This is a genomic window from Aminobacter sp. LjRoot7 (assembly GCF_964252895.1).
Lineage (GTDB): Bacteria > Pseudomonadota > Alphaproteobacteria > Rhizobiales > Rhizobiaceae > Aminobacter > Aminobacter aminovorans_B.
On sequence record NZ_CAXUPX020000018.1, the window covers coordinates 14,581 to 36,079 of the forward strand.

Annotated in this window: 20 protein-coding genes and 5 pseudogenes; 14 read left to right on the top strand and 11 right to left on the bottom strand. The window is 62.8% G+C overall.

Annotated features, from left to right (window positions below; all coding sequences use genetic code 11):
- Positions 1-2: 2 nt before the first annotated feature.
- The 6 genes and pseudogenes from ureC to ACSQ3E_RS29240 all read right to left on the bottom strand — a co-directional run bounded on the left by ureC (position 3) and on the right by ACSQ3E_RS29240 (position 4,541).
- Positions 3-1,715 carry an urease subunit alpha gene (gene ureC / locus ACSQ3E_RS29215; protein WP_436125315.1) on the bottom strand — a complete coding sequence of 571 codons (1,713 nt, stop codon included), beginning with the start codon at positions 1,713-1,715 and terminating at the stop codon, positions 3-5.
- Between the two features lie 163 nt (positions 1,716-1,878).
- Positions 1,879-2,169, bottom strand: a pseudogene (locus ACSQ3E_RS29220) (urease subunit beta); the annotation flags it as partial.
- Between the two features lie 148 nt (positions 2,170-2,317).
- Positions 2,318-2,629: an urease subunit gamma gene (locus ACSQ3E_RS29225; protein ID WP_436125316.1), complete on the bottom strand. Its 312-nt coding sequence runs from the start codon at positions 2,627-2,629 to the stop codon at positions 2,318-2,320.
- A 123-nt stretch (positions 2,630-2,752) separates the two neighbouring features.
- On the bottom strand, positions 2,753-2,890 hold the full coding sequence (locus ACSQ3E_RS29230) for a hypothetical protein (RefSeq protein ID WP_436125317.1): 138 nt from the start codon (positions 2,888-2,890) through the stop codon (positions 2,753-2,755).
- A 268-nt stretch (positions 2,891-3,158) separates the two neighbouring features.
- Positions 3,159-3,868, bottom strand: a pseudogene (locus ACSQ3E_RS29235) (helix-turn-helix domain-containing protein).
- 70 nt (positions 3,869-3,938) lie between these two features.
- Positions 3,939-4,541, bottom strand: coding sequence for a HupE/UreJ family protein (locus ACSQ3E_RS29240; RefSeq protein WP_436125318.1), 603 nt, complete (start codon positions 4,539-4,541; stop codon positions 3,939-3,941).
- 566 nt (positions 4,542-5,107) lie between these two features.
- On the opposite strand from ACSQ3E_RS29240, the gene ACSQ3E_RS29245 reads away from it, so the two are divergent.
- Both ACSQ3E_RS29245 and ACSQ3E_RS29250 read left to right on the top strand, forming a co-directional pair.
- Complete coding sequence (locus ACSQ3E_RS29245; protein WP_436125319.1) at positions 5,108-5,581, top strand: hypothetical protein; 474 nt, start codon at positions 5,108-5,110, stop codon at positions 5,579-5,581.
- Between the two features lie 22 nt (positions 5,582-5,603).
- A pseudogene (locus ACSQ3E_RS29250) lies at positions 5,604-5,801 on the top strand (recombinase family protein); the annotation flags it as partial.
- Positions 5,802-6,171: 370 nt separating this feature from the next.
- Here the strand turns inward: ACSQ3E_RS29250 and ACSQ3E_RS29255 are convergent.
- The 5 genes and pseudogenes from ACSQ3E_RS29255 to ACSQ3E_RS29275 all read right to left on the bottom strand — a co-directional run.
- Positions 6,172-6,582, bottom strand: a pseudogene (locus ACSQ3E_RS29255) (AAA family ATPase); the annotation flags it as partial.
- A gap of 342 nt (positions 6,583-6,924) precedes the next feature.
- A pseudogene (gene scpB / locus ACSQ3E_RS29260) lies at positions 6,925-7,413 on the bottom strand (SMC-Scp complex subunit ScpB); the annotation flags it as partial.
- A 7-nt stretch (positions 7,414-7,420) separates the two neighbouring features.
- Positions 7,421-8,479, bottom strand: coding sequence for a phosphotransferase family protein (locus ACSQ3E_RS29265; protein ID WP_436125320.1), 1,059 nt, complete (start codon positions 8,477-8,479; stop codon positions 7,421-7,423).
- A gap of 29 nt (positions 8,480-8,508) precedes the next feature.
- On the bottom strand, positions 8,509-9,711 hold the full coding sequence (locus ACSQ3E_RS29270; protein WP_436125321.1) for an acyl-CoA dehydrogenase family protein: 1,203 nt from the start codon (positions 9,709-9,711) through the stop codon (positions 8,509-8,511).
- A 6-nt stretch (positions 9,712-9,717) separates the two neighbouring features.
- Positions 9,718-10,464: an SDR family NAD(P)-dependent oxidoreductase gene (locus ACSQ3E_RS29275; RefSeq protein ID WP_436125357.1), complete on the bottom strand. Its 747-nt coding sequence runs from the start codon at positions 10,462-10,464 to the stop codon at positions 9,718-9,720.
- Positions 10,465-10,662: 198 nt separating this feature from the next.
- Here ACSQ3E_RS29275 and ACSQ3E_RS29280 point away from each other — a divergent pair, with 198 nt between their 5' ends.
- The 12 genes from ACSQ3E_RS29280 (at position 10,663) to ACSQ3E_RS29335 (ending at position 21,495) form a co-directional block, all read left to right on the top strand.
- A complete protein-coding gene (locus tag ACSQ3E_RS29280; RefSeq protein WP_436125322.1) occupies positions 10,663-11,595 on the top strand; it encodes a branched-chain amino acid ABC transporter permease in 933 nt (310 codons plus the stop codon).
- A 29-nt stretch (positions 11,596-11,624) separates the two neighbouring features.
- Positions 11,625-12,611 (top strand): branched-chain amino acid ABC transporter permease, encoded by a 987-nt coding sequence (locus ACSQ3E_RS29285; protein ID WP_436125323.1) that lies wholly within the window; start codon positions 11,625-11,627, stop codon positions 12,609-12,611.
- Positions 12,608-13,378 (top strand): ABC transporter ATP-binding protein, encoded by a 771-nt coding sequence (locus ACSQ3E_RS29290; RefSeq protein WP_436125324.1) that lies wholly within the window; start codon positions 12,608-12,610, stop codon positions 13,376-13,378. The genes ACSQ3E_RS29285 and ACSQ3E_RS29290 overlap by 4 nt, the downstream gene beginning before the upstream one ends.
- Positions 13,371-14,075: an ABC transporter ATP-binding protein gene (locus tag ACSQ3E_RS29295; protein ID WP_436125325.1), complete on the top strand. Its 705-nt coding sequence runs from the start codon at positions 13,371-13,373 to the stop codon at positions 14,073-14,075. Before ACSQ3E_RS29290 ends, ACSQ3E_RS29295 begins: the two co-directional genes overlap by 8 nt.
- 253 nt (positions 14,076-14,328) lie before the next feature.
- Positions 14,329-15,582 (top strand): ABC transporter substrate-binding protein, encoded by a 1,254-nt coding sequence (locus ACSQ3E_RS29300; protein WP_436125326.1) that lies wholly within the window; start codon positions 14,329-14,331, stop codon positions 15,580-15,582.
- A 147-nt stretch (positions 15,583-15,729) separates the two neighbouring features.
- Complete coding sequence (locus ACSQ3E_RS29305) at positions 15,730-16,503, top strand: enoyl-CoA hydratase/isomerase family protein (protein ID WP_436125327.1); 774 nt, start codon at positions 15,730-15,732, stop codon at positions 16,501-16,503.
- A gap of 13 nt (positions 16,504-16,516) precedes the next feature.
- Positions 16,517-17,827, top strand: coding sequence for an acyl-CoA dehydrogenase family protein (locus tag ACSQ3E_RS29310; RefSeq protein WP_436125328.1), 1,311 nt, complete (start codon positions 16,517-16,519; stop codon positions 17,825-17,827).
- A gap of 42 nt (positions 17,828-17,869) precedes the next feature.
- Positions 17,870-18,865, top strand: a complete 996-nt coding sequence (locus ACSQ3E_RS29315) for a phosphotransferase family protein (protein WP_436125358.1) — start codon at positions 17,870-17,872, stop codon at positions 18,863-18,865.
- Positions 18,855-19,247 (top strand): DUF6285 domain-containing protein, encoded by a 393-nt coding sequence (locus tag ACSQ3E_RS29320; RefSeq protein WP_436125329.1) that lies wholly within the window; start codon positions 18,855-18,857, stop codon positions 19,245-19,247. Before ACSQ3E_RS29315 ends, ACSQ3E_RS29320 begins: the two co-directional genes overlap by 11 nt.
- The gene (locus ACSQ3E_RS29325) at positions 19,244-19,615 is read left to right on the top strand and encodes an EthD domain-containing protein (RefSeq protein WP_436125330.1); all 372 of its coding nucleotides are present in this window, start codon (positions 19,244-19,246) and stop codon (positions 19,613-19,615) included. Before ACSQ3E_RS29320 ends, ACSQ3E_RS29325 begins: the two co-directional genes overlap by 4 nt.
- A gap of 18 nt (positions 19,616-19,633) precedes the next feature.
- Entirely contained in the window at positions 19,634-20,473 is an 840-nt protein-coding gene (locus ACSQ3E_RS29330) for an SDR family NAD(P)-dependent oxidoreductase (RefSeq protein ID WP_436125331.1), read from the top strand.
- A gap of 35 nt (positions 20,474-20,508) precedes the next feature.
- Positions 20,509-21,495, top strand: coding sequence for an NADPH:quinone oxidoreductase family protein (locus ACSQ3E_RS29335; protein ID WP_436125332.1), 987 nt, complete (start codon positions 20,509-20,511; stop codon positions 21,493-21,495).
- The last annotated feature ends 4 nt before the right edge of the window (positions 21,496-21,499 follow it).

A 21,499-nucleotide genomic window follows, 5' to 3' on the forward strand; every position in this document is an offset into this window, starting at 1 on the left:
TATCACCGGAAGTAATAAAGTTGTGTCAGGGGCAATGTCTTCGCTGGCTTCACGGTAATTCGATTGCCATCGACATAGACATTGTAGGTTTCCGGATCGATCTCGATATTTGGCATGAGGTTGTTATGGACCATATCGCGCTTGGAGATTGTGCGCGTGCGCTTCACCGGCATCAGTGTCTGATGGCTGCGCAGGCGCCCCTCGAGTCCCGCATCAATCGCCGCTTGGGTGACAAAGGAATAGCTAGTGCGGGCCGGGTTGGCGCCTAGCGAGCCGTATTGCGGCCGGTATTTCAGGGGCTGGCATGTCATCAGAGAACCGGCCGGGTCGCCCATCACGGCATGGGAGATGAAACCGCCCTTCACAGAGGTTTCCGGCTTGGCGATGAAGAATTTCGGCCGCCACAGCACCAAATCCGCAAGCTTTCCGGGTGTGATCGAACCGACATAACTGTCGACGCCGAAAGTGACGGCGGGATTGATGGTAACCTTCGCGAGATAACGCTTAATGCGGAAATTGTCGTTGCCAACGCCGTCTTCCGGTAAGCGCCCGAAGCGCACTTTGTTGACGGCGGCAAGCTGGAACGCGCGCTGCGCGCTTTCGGCGGCGCGGCCGACACCCTGGCTATCGGAGCCAATCATGCTGATGGCGCCAAGATCGTGCAGTACGTCCTCGGCCCGCATCGTCTCCGCCCGCGCGCGGCCCTGGATGAAGGCCATGTCGGTCGGCACTTGCTTGTTCAGATTGTGGCAGGTGATCAACATGTCGATTTCTTCATCGTACGTGTTGATCGAGAACGGATTGGTCGGGTTCGTCGAACTCGGCAGGCAGTTCGGCTCCATTACGCAGCGCATGATATCGGGGGCGTTGCCGCCGCCAGCACCCTCAGCGTGGTAGATGTGCATCACGCGGCCGTTGATGGCAGCAAGCGTGTCTTCGTAGTAGCCGGTCTCGTTCAGTGTATCGGCATGAACCTGGACCTGGAAATCGAGCTCATCGGCGAGGTCCATGCAAGCTTCGATTGCCGCCGGCGACGAGGACCAGTCCTCGTGGATCTTCAGGCCGGTGGCGCCACCGATGATCACCTGCTCGGCGAGCGAGCCCTTGGTGGCGGAGTTGCCCTTGCCGAAATTGCCAAAGTTGAGCGGAATCTCGGCCATCGCCTCGAGCATGCGGTGAAGATTGAAGACGCCAGGACATTCGATTCCGACCGTCTTCGGGCCCGAGCCGCCGCCGATCACGGTGGTGAATCCGGCGCCCTGGTATTCATAGAGCTGCTGCACGGAATCGAAGTGCGGATGGATGTCGATGAAGCCCGGCGTGACAATCATACCTTCCACCGACAGGATGTCGGTGTTGGGCGCGACGATAAGTCCCGGGGTTATGTTCATCGTGTCGGGATTGCCGGACTTGCCGACGCCGACGATCAGCCCGTCCTTGATACCGATGTCGCCCTTAACGACACCGAGAATAGGATCGATGATCACGGCATTGGTGATCACCAGATCAAGGGCGCCATCACTGGCTTTCCATTTGGAGGCCTGCCCCATGCCGTCTCGGATGGTCTTGCCGCCGCCGAAGACGAGTTCATCTCCGTAGGTGGTGTAGTCATGCTCGATCTCGGCAACCAGTCCCGTATCGGCAAGATGAATCTTGTCGCCGGTGGTCGGACCATATTGGACCGCATATTCGGGTCTCGACAGCTTTATGCTCATGATTGATCTCCGTGCCGTCCTACTTGGCCTAGTTCGCTTCTTTCTTGGAGCGCGTAGCGTACCGCGCATCCGGCGGCGTATTGACAGCGTAGCGCTCACCCTCAAAGCAGAAGCCATGATCCCTAAGGCGCCGAACGGTTTGCTGCTTGATGATGTCCGAGCGAACTGAGCCGTTGGTCATGTTGTTCATGCCGTAGGCCACCTCGCGTCCCACATAGGTCGTCAGTTGGACCTTGCGGCTTTGGCCGGGTTCAAAACGCACGGCCGTCCCGCTTGCGATGTCGAGGCGCATGCCGATGGCGGCCTCGCGGTCGAAGGCCATCGCCCGATTGCACTCGGCGATGTGATAATGGGCGCCGATCTGGACCGGGCGGTCGCCAGTATTGACCATCACCAGCTCGACTGTCCGGCGGCCGACATTGATCTCGATGTCGCCATCGGCAAACTCGATCAATCCAGCCTTCGTAGGTTCGCCGACATCGAATGCTTCGGCGGCTACCACGGATTTGGGCAAAGGGGGTCGGGACCACTTGGCGGTCATAGCTTTACTCCAGGAAATGCAGTTAGGGGAAACGAGCGGGAACTCAGTGACTTCGATCGCTTTAGTCGCGAACCGGATTCATTACCGTCACGAGCTTGGTGCCGTCGGGGAACAACGCTTCGACCTGCAGGATCGTCAGCATATCCGGCACCCCTTCCATCACATGCTCGCGCTTGAGGATCGTCGCGCCATATTCCATCATGTCGGTCAGCATCGGGATGGCGCCCTCGCGAGCGCGCTCCAAGATTTCGTCCGAAATGAGCGCTATTGCTTCCGGGTAGTTCAACCGGATTCCTTTATCCAAGCGACGGCGCGCCATTTCGGCTGCCGCCCACAGTTGGATCCGTTCCTCCTCTCGTATGGTCAGATGCATAGTCGGCTGTCCTTCCGCATGTTCTCAGTTAGGCGCTTGTAGGCGCTTGGTTCATCCCAATAATGCCATGTGCGCCGGGCCTGTATATCTACCTGTCCGGGTAGGATACGGCCGACGGTATTGTTAGAAAGCGCGGATCTTGCGAGTGATCCCATCTTGAGCCTGGATTTCAGGAAAGGAAATTTTTGATGAAAAAAGGATGCCCAGCCGGATGTACGGCACCGGATGCGCTTCCTTGGCGGTGCTGATGGGCGCATCCAACTAACTTCGCGTTGCTGAGATCAATCGTTTGCATTGTCGGCGCAATTACCGAGAGGAGTCGGATCGAAGACCATGCGCTCCGAACCTTAATGCATGTCCGAATTGCCCAGAAGGCTGTCTCCTGGGGTCCGTGTTGTGGGAGTACGTAAACGACATCGCTCTCCAGAACATGGACGAAATGCCGTCTTTGTACCGAGGCGAAGCAAGCGATATCCGAAGTGGTAGCCAAGGGAGATGAGGTGCTCCGGTCTTTGGCCAGTCTGCGACGTCAATCCTCTCCGCCCTGCGGATAGGAGATGATCGACAGCAAGCGGATCGGCAGCTGGACCAGTCGCTCCGGGCCGTGCGGGGTGTCGGCATCGAAAAACAGGCTGTCGCCGGGGGCCATGGGATAGAGCATTGTTCCGTGCCGGTAGGTGATCTCGCCTTCGAGCAGGTAGAGAAACTCCATCCCCGGGTGCTGGAACAGCGGGAAGGTGTCGGTGTCGCTGGTCAAGGTGATGAGGTAAGGCTCGACCGACACCGTACTGGAACCGGATCCGATATAGCCGAGAAGGTTGTACTGATGACCCGCTCGCGTGCCGCGCCGTTCCACCCCGACGCCTTCCCCGCCTTGACGAACACCGCGCTGCGCTCTTCCTCGAAGCTTCGCAGCAGTGCGGTCATCGGCACGCCGAGCGCCTGGGACAGCGCCTGCAGCGTGGTCAGCGACGCCGAGATGACGCCGTTTTCGATCTTCGACATCATGCCGACCGAGATGTTTGCGGCGCCCGCAAGCTCGTTGGCCGTCATGCCATGGCGTTTGCGACAAGCCCGCACCTCCCGGCCGATCGCCGCCTGCAGCTCGTTCTCCCCAGGCGCGCGAACGGCGTGAGGATCCTGCTGCAGCGGAACCGATACGGCTTTCCTGCCGGCGACAGCCCCGCCCCGAGGGAACCCCACGGGGCGGGTCTGATGTACGGGGGCTGAAGTACTCATCCAGGCACCTCATGCTGTTGGGCATATGCATGCTGCTGCGCTCGCGGAGCAGCAGATGGCTTCATCGGTCTCAGACGAGACCGGTCACCACGCCGACACCGGCGACGGCTGCCACTGCGCCGAGCGAACGAACAAGCAGCGCCCCCCTCGTCCCGCTCTTGCCATCGAGCAGCAAGCCGAAGCCAAGGGCCGCCGCATGCAGCATCGCGGTCGCCAGCACAAAGCCCAGCCCATAAGCCAAGCCACTGGCGTTCTCCGGCATCTCGGCACCGTGGGCATAACCATGGAAGACCGCAAAGAAGCCGACCAGTGCCATGGCGACCGCCACTCCGGCCCGCAAGTTGAAGGCGACAACGCCACCGAGGACGACGATGGACAGGCCGATGCCGAGCTCGACGAAAGGTACGGTAATACCGGCCAGGCCAAGTGCGCCGCCCAGAATCATCACAGATACGAAACTCGTCGGCACCAGCCAGCGGGCGCGGCCCCCCAGCTGGGCTGCAAACAGCCCGACCATGACCATGGCAAGGACATGGTCGAGCCCGCCCAGCGGATGGGTAAAGCCGTGGGCCAGGCCATCGACGTGGCCGAGGCCGGTATGAGCGGAGGCCAGACCGGGCGTCAGTGCCATCAACGCCGTTGTGCCTAGGGTGGTTAGTGCTCTGTTGTTCATCTTGCGTCTCCTTTTCCAGCTCAATGGAATTCGTTGAAGGGCAGATAACGTCGCTTAATGGCGCTCCCCTGAATTGGATGTCCTATACCGTCCCATCCGGCTGCTTAGCGCCAACTTGGTTCGGTTGCACACACTTAGTGCCTATGCGTTCATCCAACTCCACGCCTCCAGCCGATGTCGTCCAACGCTAAAGTAAGATAAAGATGCGGGGATCGTCATACCCTGAAAGGGGAGGGAGAAGTTGCCGGCTCGGGCGATCCAGTCGGCTGGGCGATCACTCACGAGTTGCTGGAAGTCGGCCTACCCAGATCCACCTTAGCCAAACGGCCGAACGGTCCCACTCATCAGAGAAGGTTGGACGGCAGTCCCCTTCCCTCCCGCAAGCCCTCACCCGGCAGAAGTGGTACGCGCCGCCTTTCATGGTGCTGCCTCCGTCGCTGGTCAGCTGGTTCTGGTGGCACCGCTTGGCAACACAATCCCACGCGCAACCGAATATGCGCAGACACGGGGGCTTACGTCAGCGCCAGACATTTTGGCCCATAGCCTCGGTAAGCCGGCTGCTTTCGTTGGTTCTCCAGGACAAAGAATTTCGGGATCGAACATTTGGACGCGTCATAATCGTCGGCAGCATCATTCGGCCCGGTTTTGAGTGGTCGCCGACGATCGATGCAGAACGGGTCGAGGCCGTGCTCAGCCATATGGGCGGCAGGTTCGGCCGGTGCGCTTCGCACAATTCCTCATCAATGGCACCAGGCCAAAGCGGGCGAGTGGGGTTTGTAGACGCTGCCGCCTCAACCAAGTCACCGCATCATTCGGGCACTCAGATTTTTCATTCGGCGCCGGCATTGGGGACGGGTTGGCGGTTGTGGGTAGCCAAGTTGGCAAGGCAGTGCGGCGCAAAGCGACAGGCGGCATCGGCCTATCTCAAGACCCTCACCGAGCAGGGCCTGCTGCAGGAGATGAAAGCCGGCCGTGAAAATCTATACATCAGTCCGGCGCTGCTCGCGCTTCTCGGCGACCGGCCTCGGCCCGACCGATGAAACGTCCGAGCACAAACAGGGCCTGATCGGCTATGCGCGCGTGTCGACGAACAGGCCACGGAAGCGCAGGAGATCGAGCTGCGCTCGGCCGGATGCGACCTGATCGTCCAGGAACATGGTTCCGGCGCTTCGCGTGCACACCCTGCTGGTACGCGAGATTGGAGCCGGCGAGACACCAGCCGTGGTGCGGCTCGATCGCCTGGCGCGCTCGGTCCGATACCGTTGTTGCGGAGGTGGATATGAGGACGGTCGCGCGGAAAGTCGTCTGCCATTCCAGCCTGTGCGTTGCTACTCAGGCAGTGAGGTCTGCCGGCGTTCCGTCGGCGCCTCAATGAGGGCCTCCGAGGTGATGCGTTTCCGCCCCGCAATATGATGTTTTTTGCTGCATCGTCCGCCGCGCGGGTGATCTCCGCCGGTGACAATCTCTCGGCCTGAGATACCGCCTCCTTCCACGCAAGCCCTCTGGTATCGAAGCGATCGAGCCGAGCCCGAAGCAACGCCTCGATGAGCGACCGGTCGGGGACTGTGTATTCGATGACGTCGTCGAACCGGCGGAACAAGGCTTTGTCGAGCAGTTCGGGATGGTTCGTGGCCACGATGGTTAGGCTTTGGCTGTCATCTTGCTCAAGGAACTGTAGGAACGAATTTAGCACACGCTGAATTTCCCCGACATCGTGGCGTTCTCCTCGCCGCGCGCCGATGGGGTCGAACTCGTCAAAAAATACTCCACGCGTCGCCTGAATCGCATCGAATACGAGCCGCAGCTTGCCAGCCGTCTCGCCCATGAACTTGGTGATCAATCCATCGAGGACGATCGTGAAGAGGGGAAGATGGAGCTCGCCGGCCAATGCCGACGCGGTCATCGTTTTGCCGGACCCGGTTGGACCGACCAGGAGAAGCTTGCGACGGGGCGCCAGACCGTGTGTGCGCAAGCTGGCTTGCTGACGCTGCTCGCCAAGCACGCGTTGCAAGCACGCTCGAAGGCTATCCGGCAGGATCATGTCGGTCAGCCTCGAGGCGGGATAGCGCGCATTCAGGAGCCCGGCGAGTTCGCGGCCGACCGTTCTTCACGATTCCGGTATCGCTACCCTTGGCAGCATCGATCAGATTCCTGAGCTCTTGCGCCAGCTTGCCATGACCCTGACGCGCCTCAAGCGCAGCAAGCTGCATCGCGGTGGCGAGGAAACGATCCTCATCGCCGGCAATGTGGCTCTTAAGCAGCATTACGATATGGCGGGCAGTGGTTAAGCTCTTCTTCTTAGGTCTCCGGCAACTCGGAAACGCGGCTGCGACGTTACCTTTTCATCGGTGATTTGTATCGCGCAATTGTGTTTTTTCCCTTGTCAATCAGCCGCAGGTGTCGTCGAGTGGTCGACGCCTGCCAAGTCCTCCCCAGCATACCCCTCGTCGCGGCTCAGCCCGACCGGGGTATCGCCTGCCAACAATTTTTCTTTCGACAGCAGCCCGGCATCCTCAAGCGCCTCGAAATCCGGCAGGTCGCTCAGCGGGCCGAGGCCGAACTCGAATTCTTTGGTTGTGACATAGGTATAAGGCGCACCGGGCGTCGGGCTGCGCGGACCGGACGCGATGAAGCCGGCGCCGCGCAGATGGCCGATCAGATCGCGCGAAACTTCCTTGCCAAAGAAGGAGGAGAGCTCGCCACGCGTGATCGGCTGGAAATAAGCAATGCACATCAGCACCAGCACCTCGGACTGCGTTAGCTCGGCCGCCTTCTCATTTCTACCGATGGCCGCACGGATGGCGTCGGCATAGGCCGGCCGGGTCAGGTGCTTTCAGCCGCCGGCGACGGCAACAAGGTCGTAGGGGTTACCGACGCAGTCACGAGCACGATACGGCGGGTCTCGTGACGTCGAGTGCCCGCTTGGCAAAGCGCTTGGCGAGGGGCCCCAGCGCCTGGGCGTTTGCGTCGGCGGCGTTGCCGCCCCTGACACGATCGGCGATGCCGACGAAGATCACGCTGAACCGGAATAGGGCGAAAGCGACGTGAAAGGGCCGGAGTTCCGCTTCACTGCCGACGTGCGTCATGTAATGCGTCACGAATTCCGCTTCGGCCGGGATGCCGAGCTGCGTCATATCCAGCCCTAGGATGCCGCCATATTCGTCGGGCGATGTATGCCAAGGCATGCAGCAGAAGCCGAGATCGGCCAGTGGATGGCCGAGAGTCGACAGTTCCCAGTCGAGGATAGCGATCACCCGCGGCTCGGTCGGGTGGAACATCATATTTCCGAGCCTGAAGTCGCCATGGGCGATCGACATGCGGCCATCCTCCGGCGGCATGTTGGCTTCCAGCCACTCCATGAGCTCATAAAGATCAGGAATCGGCGGGCCGTCGGATTGCCGTAGCTGCTGGTTCCAGCGTGCGAGTTGCCGCACGAAATAATTGCTGGGCCGGCCGTAGTCCTCGAGCCCGATCACGCGCGGATCGACGCGATGCAGGGCGGCAAGCGCCTCCGCCATGGCCATGTAGATCGCCCGCCGCTCCGCCGGCGACATGCCCGGCAGGGAGCAATCCGACAGCACTCTTCCCTCCACCCTTTCCATGAGGTAAAAGGGCGTGCCGATGATGGTGGGATTCTCGCAAAGCAGAATGGCCTCGGGGACCGGCACGCCGGTCGGTTTCAGGGCATTGAGCACTCGGTACTCGCGCTCCACGGCATGCGCGCCCTTGAGGATCGCGCCCGCCGGCTTTTTCCTCAGGACCATGCGCCTTGATCCATGGTCAACGAAGTAGGTCGGGTTCGACTGTCCGCCCTGAATCCGCGTCAGTCGAAGCGGTCCGTCGGCCCCGCCTAGGGACTGCCGCAGGAAGGTCTCGAAAGCCCGGGGATCGAAATCCAGGTCGGCGTCGGATGCCGGCTTTCCTTCGTTGTCATTCATGCTCGCCACCTCCTCGCACCTGGACGCCGTCAGGACGCCTGCCAGTGCCAGAAATCGCGCCGCTCCTCGGCGAGATGGCGGTTTAGGACCATCTTGTGCACCTCGTCGGCGCCATCGACCAGACGCGCCTGGCGGGCATAGCGGTAGATCCATTCCAGCACCGTGTCGGTCGAATAGCCGCGCGCGCCATTGATCTGGATCGCGGTGTCGGCGGCTTTGTGCAGCACGTTGGCGACATGCACCTTGGCCATCGAGACTTCCTTGCGGGCAAAGCCGCCACGGTCGATCTCCCAGGCTGCCTTCATGACGAGCAGGCGGCCGATCTCGATCGCCATGGCGAGCTCGCCCAGCATGACCTGGACCGACTCGCGATCCGCCAGCCGCACGCCGAAACCCAAGCGGTTCTCGGCATAGTCGCGGGCGATCTCGACGCAGCGCTTGGAGAGGCCGAGCCAGCGCATGCAATGGGTCAGGCGCGCCGGTCCGAGCCTGACCTGGGTGACCTTCAGGCCACGGCCAAGGCCCGCCAGGATATTTTCCTCGGGGATTTCCAGCCCGTCGAATTCCAGTTCGCAGTGGCCGCCATGTTCCTCCGGGCCCATGATTCCGATGCGGCGGACGATCTTCCAGCCGGGCTGGTCCTTGTGAAACAGGAAGGCCGTGAGGCCGTACCGGGGATCGTCCGAGGTCCGCGCGATCAGGATGAAATGCGTTGCCTCCGCACCGCCCGTGATGAACCACTTGCGGCCGGTCACGACGTAGCGGTCGCCTTTCTTCTCGGCGCGCGTCCGGATCATGGAGGGGTCGGAGCCGCCGCCTGGATGCGGTTCAGTCATGGCGAAGGCGGAGCGCACCTCGCCGCGGGCGATCGGCATCAGCCAGCGCTCCTTCTGTGCCTCCGTGCCGAGGTCGGAGAGCACCATCATGTTGCCATCTTCCGGCGCCGCCGAATTGAAGACGACGGGGCCGAAAATAGAGCGGTTCATTTCCTCGTAGCAGACGGCCATGTCCATCTTGCCGAGTCCGCCGCCGCCCACGCTCCTGGGCAATTGCAGCGTCCAAATTCCGGCGTTCTTCGCCTTGGCACGCAATGCCTCCAGTGCGTCCAGGCCTATATTGCCGTGGGCGTCATAGGCCTGCGGCTGGCTTTCCAACGGCAGGATCTCGCTCTCCACGAGGGCAGCGATCCGCTGGCGAAGATTTTCGGTCTCTGGGGAAATGGTGAAATCCATGATCACTCACAGGCTGGAAACGAGATGACCGCCATCGATGGCAATGATTGAACCGCTCATGTAGCTGGCCGCATCCGAGCAAAGCAGCAGAAGCGGAGCGTCGAGATCGGAAGGCCGACCCAGTCGGCGCATCGGTATGCGCCTCATCAGCGCCTGGCCGGGCTCGCTGGCGAAGAAGTCGCGATTGAGCGGCGTTTCGATATAGCCGGGGCAGAGCGCGTTGACGCGAATGCCATAGCGCGCCCATTCGAGCGCGAGCGCCTTGGTAAGCTGTATGACACCGGCCTTCGACGCGGCATAGGCTGCAACATGGCCGGCAACGCGCAAGCCGAGAATCGAGGCGATATTGACGATGGCGCCGCCGCCACGCGCGATCATCTGGCGGGCCGCGACCTGTGAAACAGTGAACACGCCCTTGAGGTTCGTGTCGATCACGGCATCGAAATCATCGTCGGACAGGTCTTTCGCCGAGGCGCTCACCGTGATCCCGGCATTGTTGACCACCACGTCGATTTCGAACCGGCCGAAAACGTCTTCCACCGATTTCCTGTTCGCGACGTCCATCCTGACGGCATGGGCTTTTCCGCCATCCTCGACCATGGCAGCGGCGGCGGCCTCCACCTTGTCGAGGCTTCGGGCGGCGAGAATGACCTCCCCGCCCGCGGCCGCCAGGACAGTGCCGAAATGCAGTCCCAGGCCGCTCGATGCACCCGTGACCAGCACCTTCTTGCCTACAAGACCGTGTTCTGCCATCCCATGATCCTCGAGCCCGCGGTGATATCCGATCGGGCTTTCCCGCCGCATGAATATCCGACATGGGCGGAATGTCAAAGGTAAAAAACAAACGCTTGCTTGGTGGACTTTCACTTGGTATCTCTCTGCCATGGAGAAGCCGCGTTCGACACCAATTCGGACAGGCCAACGAGAAGACGGAGGATCGAATGTCGTTATGTGGCCGCGCGCCGTGCTGCGCCTGCGATCCAGCTTGGAACCGGAAGGCATGCCATGTTTGCTGAATGGAGCTTTGCCATTTTCAGCGGCCTCACGCTCGGCATGGCCGGCTTCCTGGTCGCGGCCGGGCTGACGCTGGTGTTCGGCATCCTGAAGATCCTGAACTTCGCGCATGGCACGTTTTTCATGCTGGGTGCCTATGTGACCTATACGCTGGTCGGCGCGCAGCCGAGTTCGATGGCATGGTTCCTGGTCGCCAGCCTCATCGCCGGCCTCGCGGTCGGGATCGTGGGTCTGGCGACAGATCTGGTCGTCTTCCGCCGGCTGCGCAATGCGGATTATCACTATACGCTCATCGCGACCTTCGCGCTGCTCCTGGTGATGACCGGATGCATCAAGGTCATCTGGGGACTGGATTTCCAGCTGGTCCGCCCGCCGGAAATGCTCGACCAGACCTGGTTCGTCGGCGGCGTCTTCATTCCGGTCTATTCCCTGTTCGTAATCGCCGCCGGCATCGCCGTCTTTCTCCTGCTGGAATTCCTGCTGCAGCGGTCGTGGATCGGCAAGACCGTGCAGGCCGTGGCGCGTGACCCGTGGATGGCGGAAGCCCTCGGTATCAACACGCCGGTGATCATGACCGCAGCCGTCGTCGTCAGCTTCATGCTTGCCGGCGTCGCGGGCGGGCTGCTGGTGCCGAATCAGAGCCTTTCGCCCTCGCTCGGCGACGTCTTCCTGCTTCTCGCCTTCACCGCCGTGATCATCGGCGGGCTCGGCAATGTGCGCGGCGCATTCCTCGCCTCGATAATGCTCGGCCTGGTGGAAAGCGTGAGCACCGTACTGCTGCCCGACCTGCCGGGTATCAGCCTCTTTGTCGTCCTCATCCTCTTCATCCTGATCCGACCTCAGGGTATCTTCAGTTCAGGAGTGCATTGATGCCCGGCAAAGACAATCAATTCTGGCTCATGGCCGGCCTGATCGCCCTTGTCGCGCTAGCGCTGCTGCCGCTGTTCGTCAATGACGGCGTGACCTTCATCATAGGCCTGGCGATCATCGAGGCGGTCTTCGCGCTGTCCTGGAACCTGCTGTTCAACTATGCGGGCATCGCGAGCTTCGGCCATGCCGCCTTTTTCGCGCTCGGCGCCTATTTCGTCGGCTGCGCGCAACGATACGGCTGGCCGCTCGACTTTTTCGGCCAGCTCGCGGTAGCCTTCCTGCTGGGCGGCGCCACGGCGTTCGTGATCGGCGCTGTCGCGCTCAAGCGTGCCTCCGGCATCCATTTCGCCATCCTGACGCTGGCCATCGCCGAACTGGTCCGAATGGTGATCGGCTATGTCGATTATTTCGGCCGCGACGAAGGCCTGGGCGGCATTCCCCGGCCCGTCGTTAATCTGGGAGTAGCCTCGCTCGACCTTCGGTCGTCGACCGCCTACTACTGGTGCATTCTCGCCGTGTGCCTGGTCGTCGCGCTGGCGCTCTGGTGGCTCGTCCGGAGCCGGTACGGACGCGCATTGCGCTCCATCGCACAGGATCCCGAGCGCGCGACATTCATAGGGATCAATGTCTACCGGTTCAAGGTCATTTCCTTCGCCGTATCCGGCGCGGTCGCCGCGATCTGCGGCGGGCTGTCGGCGCCCTGGGTGCAGATCGTCACGCCCGACCTGAGCCACTGGCTGCATTCCGCGCAACCGATGTTGAACTCATTGCTCGGCGGCTCCAGCCTCTTCTGGGGCCCCGCGGTCGGCGCTTTCGCCTATGCGCTCATCAACTATGCAACGCGGACGCTGGATGGCGCATCGGAGATCGTCATCGGCGGGGTGCTGATCGGCATCATCCTGATCGCGCCGACCGGTATCAGCGGCGCCGCGGTCGCGCTGAAGCGCTGGCTCTCCGGCGCACGGGCCGGGAACAAGCCGGCCCAGGCACAACAGATCGAAAGGACCGCGCCATGACCGCTCTTCTCGATGTCGCAGACCTGCACAAGAGCTATGGCGCAATGAAGGTCCTGAAGGGTCTCGATTTCGACGTGCGGGAACGCGAGACCTTCGCGATCATCGGTCCGAACGGCGCGGGCAAGACAACCCTGTTCAAGGTACTGACCGGCGAGGCCCGCCAGGACAGCGGAAAGATCCGGTTCCGTGGCCGCGACATCACCGCCGAGCCTGCCTTCCGCCGCGTCCATTCAGGCTTCGGGCGCACTTTCCAAGTGGCGCGCGTCTTTCCCGAACTCACCGTCGAGGAAAATGTCGTTGTCGTGATCGAAGCGCGTCTTCGCGCCGAAGGCAAGCGCATCGGCAGATGGTATGACCTCAGGCCGGCGGCTGCGGTGCGCGATGAAGCCCATGCGCTGCTCGCCGATCTCGGCCTTGCGCAATCGTCCACGATCAAGGCGAAGTTCCTGTCGCATGGCGACAAGAAACGGCTCGAATTCGCCGTCATGCTCGGGGGACGTCCGAGCATACTGATGCTCGACGAGCCAACCGCCGGCATGTCGCCGAGCGAGCGCGTTGCGATCACCCAGCTCATTCGCAAGATCAAGACCGAGCGCGAGGTCACGGTTCTGATGACGGAGCACGACATGGGTGTCATTTTCGGGCTTTCCGACCGGTTGATGGTGATGAACTACGGCCAGATCATCGCCATCGGCACGCCCGAGGAGGTCCGTGCCAACAAGACGGTGCGCGATGTCTATCTCGGGCAGGAGATGTACCATGCTTGACGTCGCAGCCATCGACGCCTTCTATGCCGAAAGCCATATCCTGCACCAGGTATCGCTCACTGTGGCCGAGCGCCAGCGCGTCGCCGTGCTCGGCCGCAACGGTGCCGGCAAGTCCACCCTTCTCAAGAGCATCATGAATGCCGGCACGACCGTGCGGGGCGGGCTTTCCTGGCGCGGCGCGTCGATCGAAAAGACGAAGGCGCATGAGCGGGCGCGCAAGGGCATTGCGCTCGTGCCGGAGGACCGGCGCATCTACACGCATATGACGGTGCTGGAAAACATATCCTTCGCACGGTTCGGCGTCAGTCGCAGGGTGGCATTGAAGGAGGCGCGGGATGTTATCGCGTCGATCCCGATGCTCTCCACGCTCGGCGAACGCATGGGCGGCGAGCTTTCCGGCGGACAGCAGCAGATGCTCGCCGTGGCGCGAGGCCTCGCGGCCAAGCCGAGCCTTCTCTTGCTGGACGAGCCGACCGAGGGCCTGGCGCCGGTCATCGTCGAACAGATGGCGACCGATATTCTCGCACGTTGCGAGGCGGAGGGCATAGCGCTCCTGCTTTGCGAGCAGAATGTCTGGTTCGCGCGAAAATGCACCGATCATGTCTATGTCATCGATACCGGCCGGATCGTGTTCGGCGGCTCCTGGGGGGATTTCGACGGAAATCCGGAGATCGCGGACAAATATCTCGCTGTCTGACGGCGGTGCAACCAGCGGCATCGCGACGACGGAGGCTAAAACGGCCTTCTGCGATAATTATTGTTTTACAACATGTTATGGCGAAAAAATTTCGCTCTCTCGAAGCGGTTTTCGCGCATTCGGACGCCGGGCATGCTTGACACCCCGACGTCTCCGGCGCATGTTAATAAAACAAACGTTCTTTAGAATTCATATCGCGGGGCGACGCCCCGAAGGCAACCAAAAATCGATCAAGCTCTGGGAGGAGAACACCTTGACCACTATTTCGAGACGCAAACTCTTGCAGACGACCGCCGCTGCCGCCGTCGCTTCCACCGGTCTCCTGCCGGGGCGCGCCCGCGCGCAGGCGAAGACGATCAAGATCGGATTTCTCGGCCCGCTCAGCGGCGGGATGGAGGTCATGGGCCGGCCCCTGCTGACCGGCGCGGAGATCGCCGTCAACCAGATCAACAAGGCGGGCGGCGTCAACGGCATGCAGCTCGAACTCGTCGCCCGCGACGACAAGGGAACCGGCAAGGACGCGGTGACCGCCGGCCGAGACCTGTTCGCCTCGGGCGTCAACCTGCTCTGCGGCAACATCTCGACAGCTTCGGTGCTTGGCATATCGCCGCTGCTGACCGACGCGAATGCGGCGCTAATCTCCTGCTCTGCGGTCGCCGACAGCCTGACGCACGAGGCCTTCACGCCGAATTATTTCCGGATCTGCGAGAACGCCTATACCAAATATCGCGCCCAGGCGAAGTTGTTCGCAGAGCGCATGCCGGAACTGACGAACTGGACCGGCGTGGTGACCGACGCCGCCAACGGCAAGTCGATCTGGAAAGCGTTCGAGAGCGGGCTCAAGGAATTCTATCCCAAGCTCGCCAACAAAGATGTGACGATCACCGATCCTATCGTCACCAAGGTGGGAGCGCCTGATTTCAAGCAGCAGATCGCCCGACTGATGGCGACCCCGGCGCAGTGCTTCCTCAACACGACGAACGGGGCGGATGCGATCCTGTTCTTCTCCCAGGCGGCAAGCCTCGGAATGGATTCGAAATTCCCGCTCGCCGCCGATGCCGGCAGCGGCTGGGGCGTGCCCACCGCACTCAAGAACAGGATTCCGCCGTCGATCCTCATGGGCGTCTTCTGGTACTATGAGGCCTACAAGAACCTTGCGATGGGTCGTGATCTCTACACGGATTATGTCGCGGCGACCGGCAAGGAATTCCCCGACGATTTCGTCGAATTGTCGCATGCGTCGATCTACGCCTATGCCAACGCCATCAAGGCGACCGGCGGCACGGACACGCAGCAGATCGTCAAGGCGATGGAGGGCATGAAGTTCGACACCGCCAAGGGCGTGCGCGAATTCCGCAAGGAGGACCACCAGTGCATCGGCGATGTGACCTTCCTCAAGCTCGACCGTGCCGACAACGAGCGCGGCTGGGTCGTCGCCGACTTTATCAAGGTCGACGGACGCGACACGATGGAAGCTCCGTCGCCGGGCAAGGCGATCGAGTTTTAGCAAACCGACCTCGGCGCCCGGAACCCTCCGACGCGCCGGCGATATTGAGATAAGATCCCTGCCGCCGGTCCTTTCGAGGGCCTGCGGCACGGCGAGGTGTTTTGCGAAGGCCGCGCCGGGATCGATTGAAACAGGGATGACAGCAGCGTGACCAAGAGCTTCGAGACGATCACCCTCACCTCGGACGAGAAGGGCCAGATCATCCGCCTCGCCTTCGATACCAGGACCCGCGGTAACGTGATCACGCCGGTCCTGCTGGAAGAGTTCCATGCCGCGATCGAGGACGCCGTCGCGCGCAAGCCGCGCGTGCTTATCCTCTCGGGTACCGAGAAGAGCTTCAGCCGCGGTGCCGACATCGATACGATCAAGTCGATGGGGCCGGATTTTCAGGCCTATATCGCCAGCGAATTCAAACTGTTCGACATCGTCGACCGCCTGCCCTTCATCACCATCGCAGCCCTGACCGGCATCGTCATCGGCAATGCCGCCGAACTGGCGCTCGCCTGCGACTTCCGCGTGGCGACCGAGAGCTCGAGCTTCACGCTGCCCGAAGTGGCGATCGGTTTCGTCGCGCCGGCGCTGCGCATCACCCGCTATCTCGGCATCGGCGCCGCCAAGGATTTCCTGCTCAACGCGAAAATGTGGAAGGCCGAGGAAGCGCGCCAGAACGGCGTCGTCAGTCGCGTCTTCGCCGACGCCGAGTTCGAGGCTGGCCTCGCCGCCTTCGCGCAGGAACTGGCCGATCGTCCACCAATGGCGCTGGCCGCCACCAAGCAGGGCATCGCGACCGCCTATGGCTACGGGCCGGCCGACTATCCCGGCGAGGAGCACTGGGCCTATGCGACCTACCTGACCGAGGACGTGAAGGAAGGCTTCGCGGCGCTGGCCGAGAAGCGCAAGGCCGTCTTCACCGGCAAGTAGAGGGATACCCGAGATGGATTTCAACCTGCCCGCCGACCTCGTCGCCTATCTCGTCGAACTCGACCGCTTCATCGATGCGGAAATCGTGCCACTCCAGACCGCCGACGACAACGAGCGCTTCTTCGACCATCGCCGCGAATGGGCGCGAACCGATTTCGAGAACCAGGGCCTGCCGCGTCACGAATGGGAAGCCCTGCTCAACGAAGCCAAGCGCCGCGCCGACAAGGCGGGGTATCTCCGCTTCGCGCTGCCGACGGAGTTCGGCGGCAAGGGTGGCTCGAACCTATGGATGGCCGTCATCCGCGAGCATCTGGCGTCCAAGGGGCTGGGCCTTCACAACGACCTGCAGAACGAACACTCGATCGTCGGCAACTTCCCCGTCATCGTCATGCTGCGCGATTTCGGCACGCCCGAGCAGAAGGAGAAGTTCATCCGTGACTGCCTCGACGGCTCGGCCTGGATCGCCTTCGGCCTGACAGAACCGCATCACGGCTCCGACGCGACCCATATGGAGACAGGGGCCGTGCGCGAGACCCGCGACGGCAAGCCGGGCTGGCGCATCGACGGCGAGAAGATGTGGATCACCGGCATGCATATCGCGACGCATTGCGTCGTCTTTGCCCGTACGGCGGGCAAGGACGGCGATGCGCGGGGGATCAGCGCCTTCCTGGTGCCGACCTCCACGCCGGGCGTTCACATCGACGAATATATGTGGACCTTCAACATGCCGACCGACCACGCACGCTTCACGCTTTCCAATGTCTGGGTGGGCGATGACGCGCAGTTCGGCCCGCCCGACAACGGGCTGGCGCTGGCACAGGCCTTCGTGCACGAGAACCGCATCCGCCAGGCGGCGAGTTCGCTCGGCGCCGCCGTCTACTGCATCGAGGAAAGCGTGAAATATGCGCGCAGCCGCATGCCGTTCGGTCATGCGCTCGCCGAGAACCAGGCGATCCAGTGGCCGCTCGTGGAACTGGCAACGCAAGCCGAAATGCTCAGGCAGCTGATCCGCAAGACCGCGTGGGAGATGGACCAGATGCCGCATCCGGAGGTCGAGAAGCGCCTGTCCGACAAGGTCTCGATGTGCAACTACTGGGCCAACCGGATGTGCTGCGAGGCGGCCGACCGCGCCATGCAGATCCATGGCGGCATCGGCTATTCGCGCCACAAGGCCTTCGAGCATATCTACCGGCATCACCGGCGCTACCGGATCACCGAAGGCTCAGAGGAAATCCAGATGCGCAAGGTCGCCGGCTACCTGTTCGGCTTCATGGGGCCGCGCCGCGAGGCCTTCGCGCATCTTTCCGCCAAGACCGCGCAATAGCGGAACGAAGACGTGGACATCGATCAACCCATAGAGCCAAGCATGGAGCAGCGCCTCGTTGGCGCGCTCGCCCCGCTGCTGCCCGGTTTGAAAGAGGTGAGCCACCTGCGGCCGCTTTCGGGCGGTGCCGTGCAGGAGACCTGGGCCTTCGACGTCGTCCGCGATGAGGGCACGTTGCCGCTCATCCTGCGGCGGGCGCGTGGCACGTTGCGCGCGGATCGGCCCTACGGCATCAATCTCGGCGGCGAGGCGGAGCTGATCCGCCGGGCGCAGCATGCCGGCGTTCCCGTGCCGGAGGTCCATCACGTGCTCTCTCCCGGCGACCGGTTGGGCGACGGTTTCATCATGAGCTTCATCGAGGGGGAAACAATCCCCCGCCGCATCCTGCGCGACGCGGCCTATGGGGATCTTCGCACCCGGCTGGCGGCGGAATGCGGCAGCGTGCTGGCGGCCGTACATCGCATCGACCCGTCGGGTATCGCCGGGCTGGAACGGCGCCAGCCCGCGCAGGCGATCGACCGGATCTACCAGGACTATCTCGCACTGGACGCGCCCGGCCCGGTCTTCGAACTGGCGTTCCGCTGGCTCGGCGACAACATGCTGCCCGATCTCGACCCCCTCAGCCTCCTGCATGGAGACTTCCGCAACGGCAACCTGCTGGTCTCGCCGGACCGCCTGCGCGCGGTGCTCGACTGGGAAGGCGCCCATATCGGCGATCCGCACGAGGATCTCGGCTATCTCACCATCCCGTCCTGGCGGTTCGGCGAGATCGACAGGCCCGTCGGCGGCTTCGGCAGCCGCGAGGATCTGTTCGCCGCCTATGAGAAGGCAAGCGGCCGGTCCGTCGATCCAAAACGCGCCCATTTCTGGGAACTGGCCTATACGATGAACTGGGGCATCCAGTGCGCCCAGATGGCCGAACAGTTCCTGACCGGCGCCGACGCCTCTGTCGAGCGCGGCTCGATCGGCCGCCGCCGTTCCGAGACCGAACTCGATCTGCTCTGCCTCTTGGACCCGGAGGGCCGCCATGCTCGATAGGCCGTCCGGCGACAAGTTGCTCGAAGCCGTGATCCGGTTCCTCCGGGAGGAACTGGTGCCGGAACTCGACGGCGCCGCTTCGTTCAAGACCCGCGTCGCGGCAAATGCGCTGGATCTCGTCCGGCGGGAGATCGCGGGCAAGCCACCCGTCGCGGCCGCCGAAGGGCAACGCCTGGCGGAACTGCTGGGCCATGACGGCGATCTAGAGACCCTCAACGCCGAACTCTGCGCCGCCATCCGCGACGGCGCCGTCACGCTCGGTACGCCGGGCCTATCGGACCATCTCTGGGCCACGACTCTCGACAAGCTGGCCATCGAACAGCCGACTTACGCGACCTACCGCCACGTCATCGAAGATCGGCGGAAGGAAAGAACACCATGATCACGATCGTATTCTGCGTCCGCAAGCGGGACGACATGAGCGTCGAGGAATTCCGGCGCTTCTGGTGGGAGGAGCACGGGCCTTTCGTCAAGGAACGGGCGGAAGCCCTGAGGATGAAGCGCTATGTGCAGATGCCCCGACTGCTGATCCCGGGCTTCGAAAGCCCGGCCACCGCACGCGGCGCGCCCGAGCCTTACGACGGCATTGCCCAGGTCTCCTGGGAAACGCTCGAGGATCTGAGGGCCACCTTCACCGACAAGGCGGCCAAGCGCGCCGCCCGTGAACTGCTGGAAGACGAACGGCGCTTCATCGATTTCTCGCGCTCGCCGCTCTTCTTCACCGAAGAGAAGGTCGTCGTCTCCAACTGACGTTCGAGGGAGGAAAACTTGGGCAAGCTTGACGGAAAGGTGGCCTTGATCACGGGGGCCGGCCGGCAGAAAGGCATCGGCCGTGCGACGGCATTGCGGTTGGCGGCGGAAGGCGCCGATGTCGCCGTCTCCGCCCTGCCCCGCGATCCCGCGTCGTTTCCTGAACATGAACGGAGTGCCGGCTGGCACGGCGTCGCCTCGGTGGCGCGCGAGATCGAAGCGCTCGGACGGCGCGCGATCGCCATCGATTGCGACGTGACCAAGCCCGACCAGGTCGAAGCCATGATCGCTCGGGTGAAAACGACGCTCGGGCGGCTGGACATCGTTGTCAACAATGCCGGCGTGCCCGGCGGGGCCGGTTCGGCGCCGATCGTCGATCTCGACGACGCGGTGTGGCGTCATACGATCGACGTCAACCTGAACGGCGTCTACTATGTCTCCAAGCACGCGGCCCGCGCCATGCTGGAAGCCGGCGAAGGCGGGGCGATCGTCAATCTCGCCTCGCTCGCAGCGCGCTTCGGGATCGCCAACTATGGCGGCTACAGCGCCTCGAAATTCGCCGTGATCGGGCTTACCCAGCAGATGGCTCAGGAACTGGCGCCGCTCGGCATCCGCGTCAATGCCGTCTGCCCCGGCGTCACCGAGACCGACATGATGCTCGGCACCTATGCCCGGCAGGCCGCGTCGGCCGGCATCGAGGTCGGGCGTGTCCAGGGCGGCACGCGCAAGGCAATCCCGATGAAGCGGCCCGGCGTGCCGGAGGATCAAGCCGCGACGATCGCATTTCTCTGCGGCCCTGACGCCGCATTCATCACCGGCCAGTCGATCAATGTCGACGGCGGTTTTCGCATGGATTGAAGCGCCCCCTCGGTGCATTTGGAAGGATTTCGAGTATGAAGGCAGTCGTATGCAACCGCCTGGGCGATCCCTCGGTGCTGGAAATCGAGGAGCGGCCATCCCACCCCGCAGGCGCGGGAGAAGTGCGCGTCAAGCTGAAAGCCGCGGCGCTCAACTTCCCCGACATATTGCAGATCGCGGGTGGCTATCAGGTCAAGCCCGACCTGCCCTTCATTCCGGGCATCGAGGCCGCGGGCGAGATCGTCGAGATTGGACCGGACGTCGCTTCCTGGAAAGTGGGCGACCGCGTCATAGTGACCGGTGCCGCCGAACCGCTCGGCCTCTTCGCGGAAGAGGTCACCGCGCCGCTCTCCGCGCTGACCGCCATACCGAAGGGCATGAGCTACGAGGCCGCATCCGGCTATCTCGCGACCTATGCCACGAGCTATCACGCGCTGGTCGATCGTGGCCGCATCCGCAAGGGCGAGACGCTGGTCGTGCACGGCGCGACCGGCGGCGTCGGCACGGCGGCGGTGCAGATCGGCAAGCATCTCGGTGCCCGCGTCATCGCCACCGGCGGCAGCGACGAAAAACTCGCCGTCGTCAAGGCGATGGGCGCCGACCATGTCATCAATTACAGCACCGAGGACATCCGCGAGCGGGTGAAGGAGCTGACCGGCGGCAAGGGCGCTGACATCATCTACGATCCGGTTGGCGGCCCCGTCTTCGAGGCATCGATGCGCTGCATCGCGCTCGAGGGCCGCATCCTGATCATCGGCGCCACCAGCGGCACCTATGCCCCGGTCAAGACCAACCACATCCTTATCAAGGAAGTGGAGATCGTCGGCGTGCTGCACGGCAACTGGCGCGGCCGCCATCCCGATCTCTTCGACGAGAACATGCGCATTCTTGGGCAATGGGCCGAGGCGGGCCATATCGCGCCCCATGTCGGCCGCACCTATCCGCTGGAAAAGGCGGCCGATGCGCTGACGGCGCTGGCGAACCGCGAAATCGTCGGCAAATGCGTGCTGTCCATCAATTGATGCG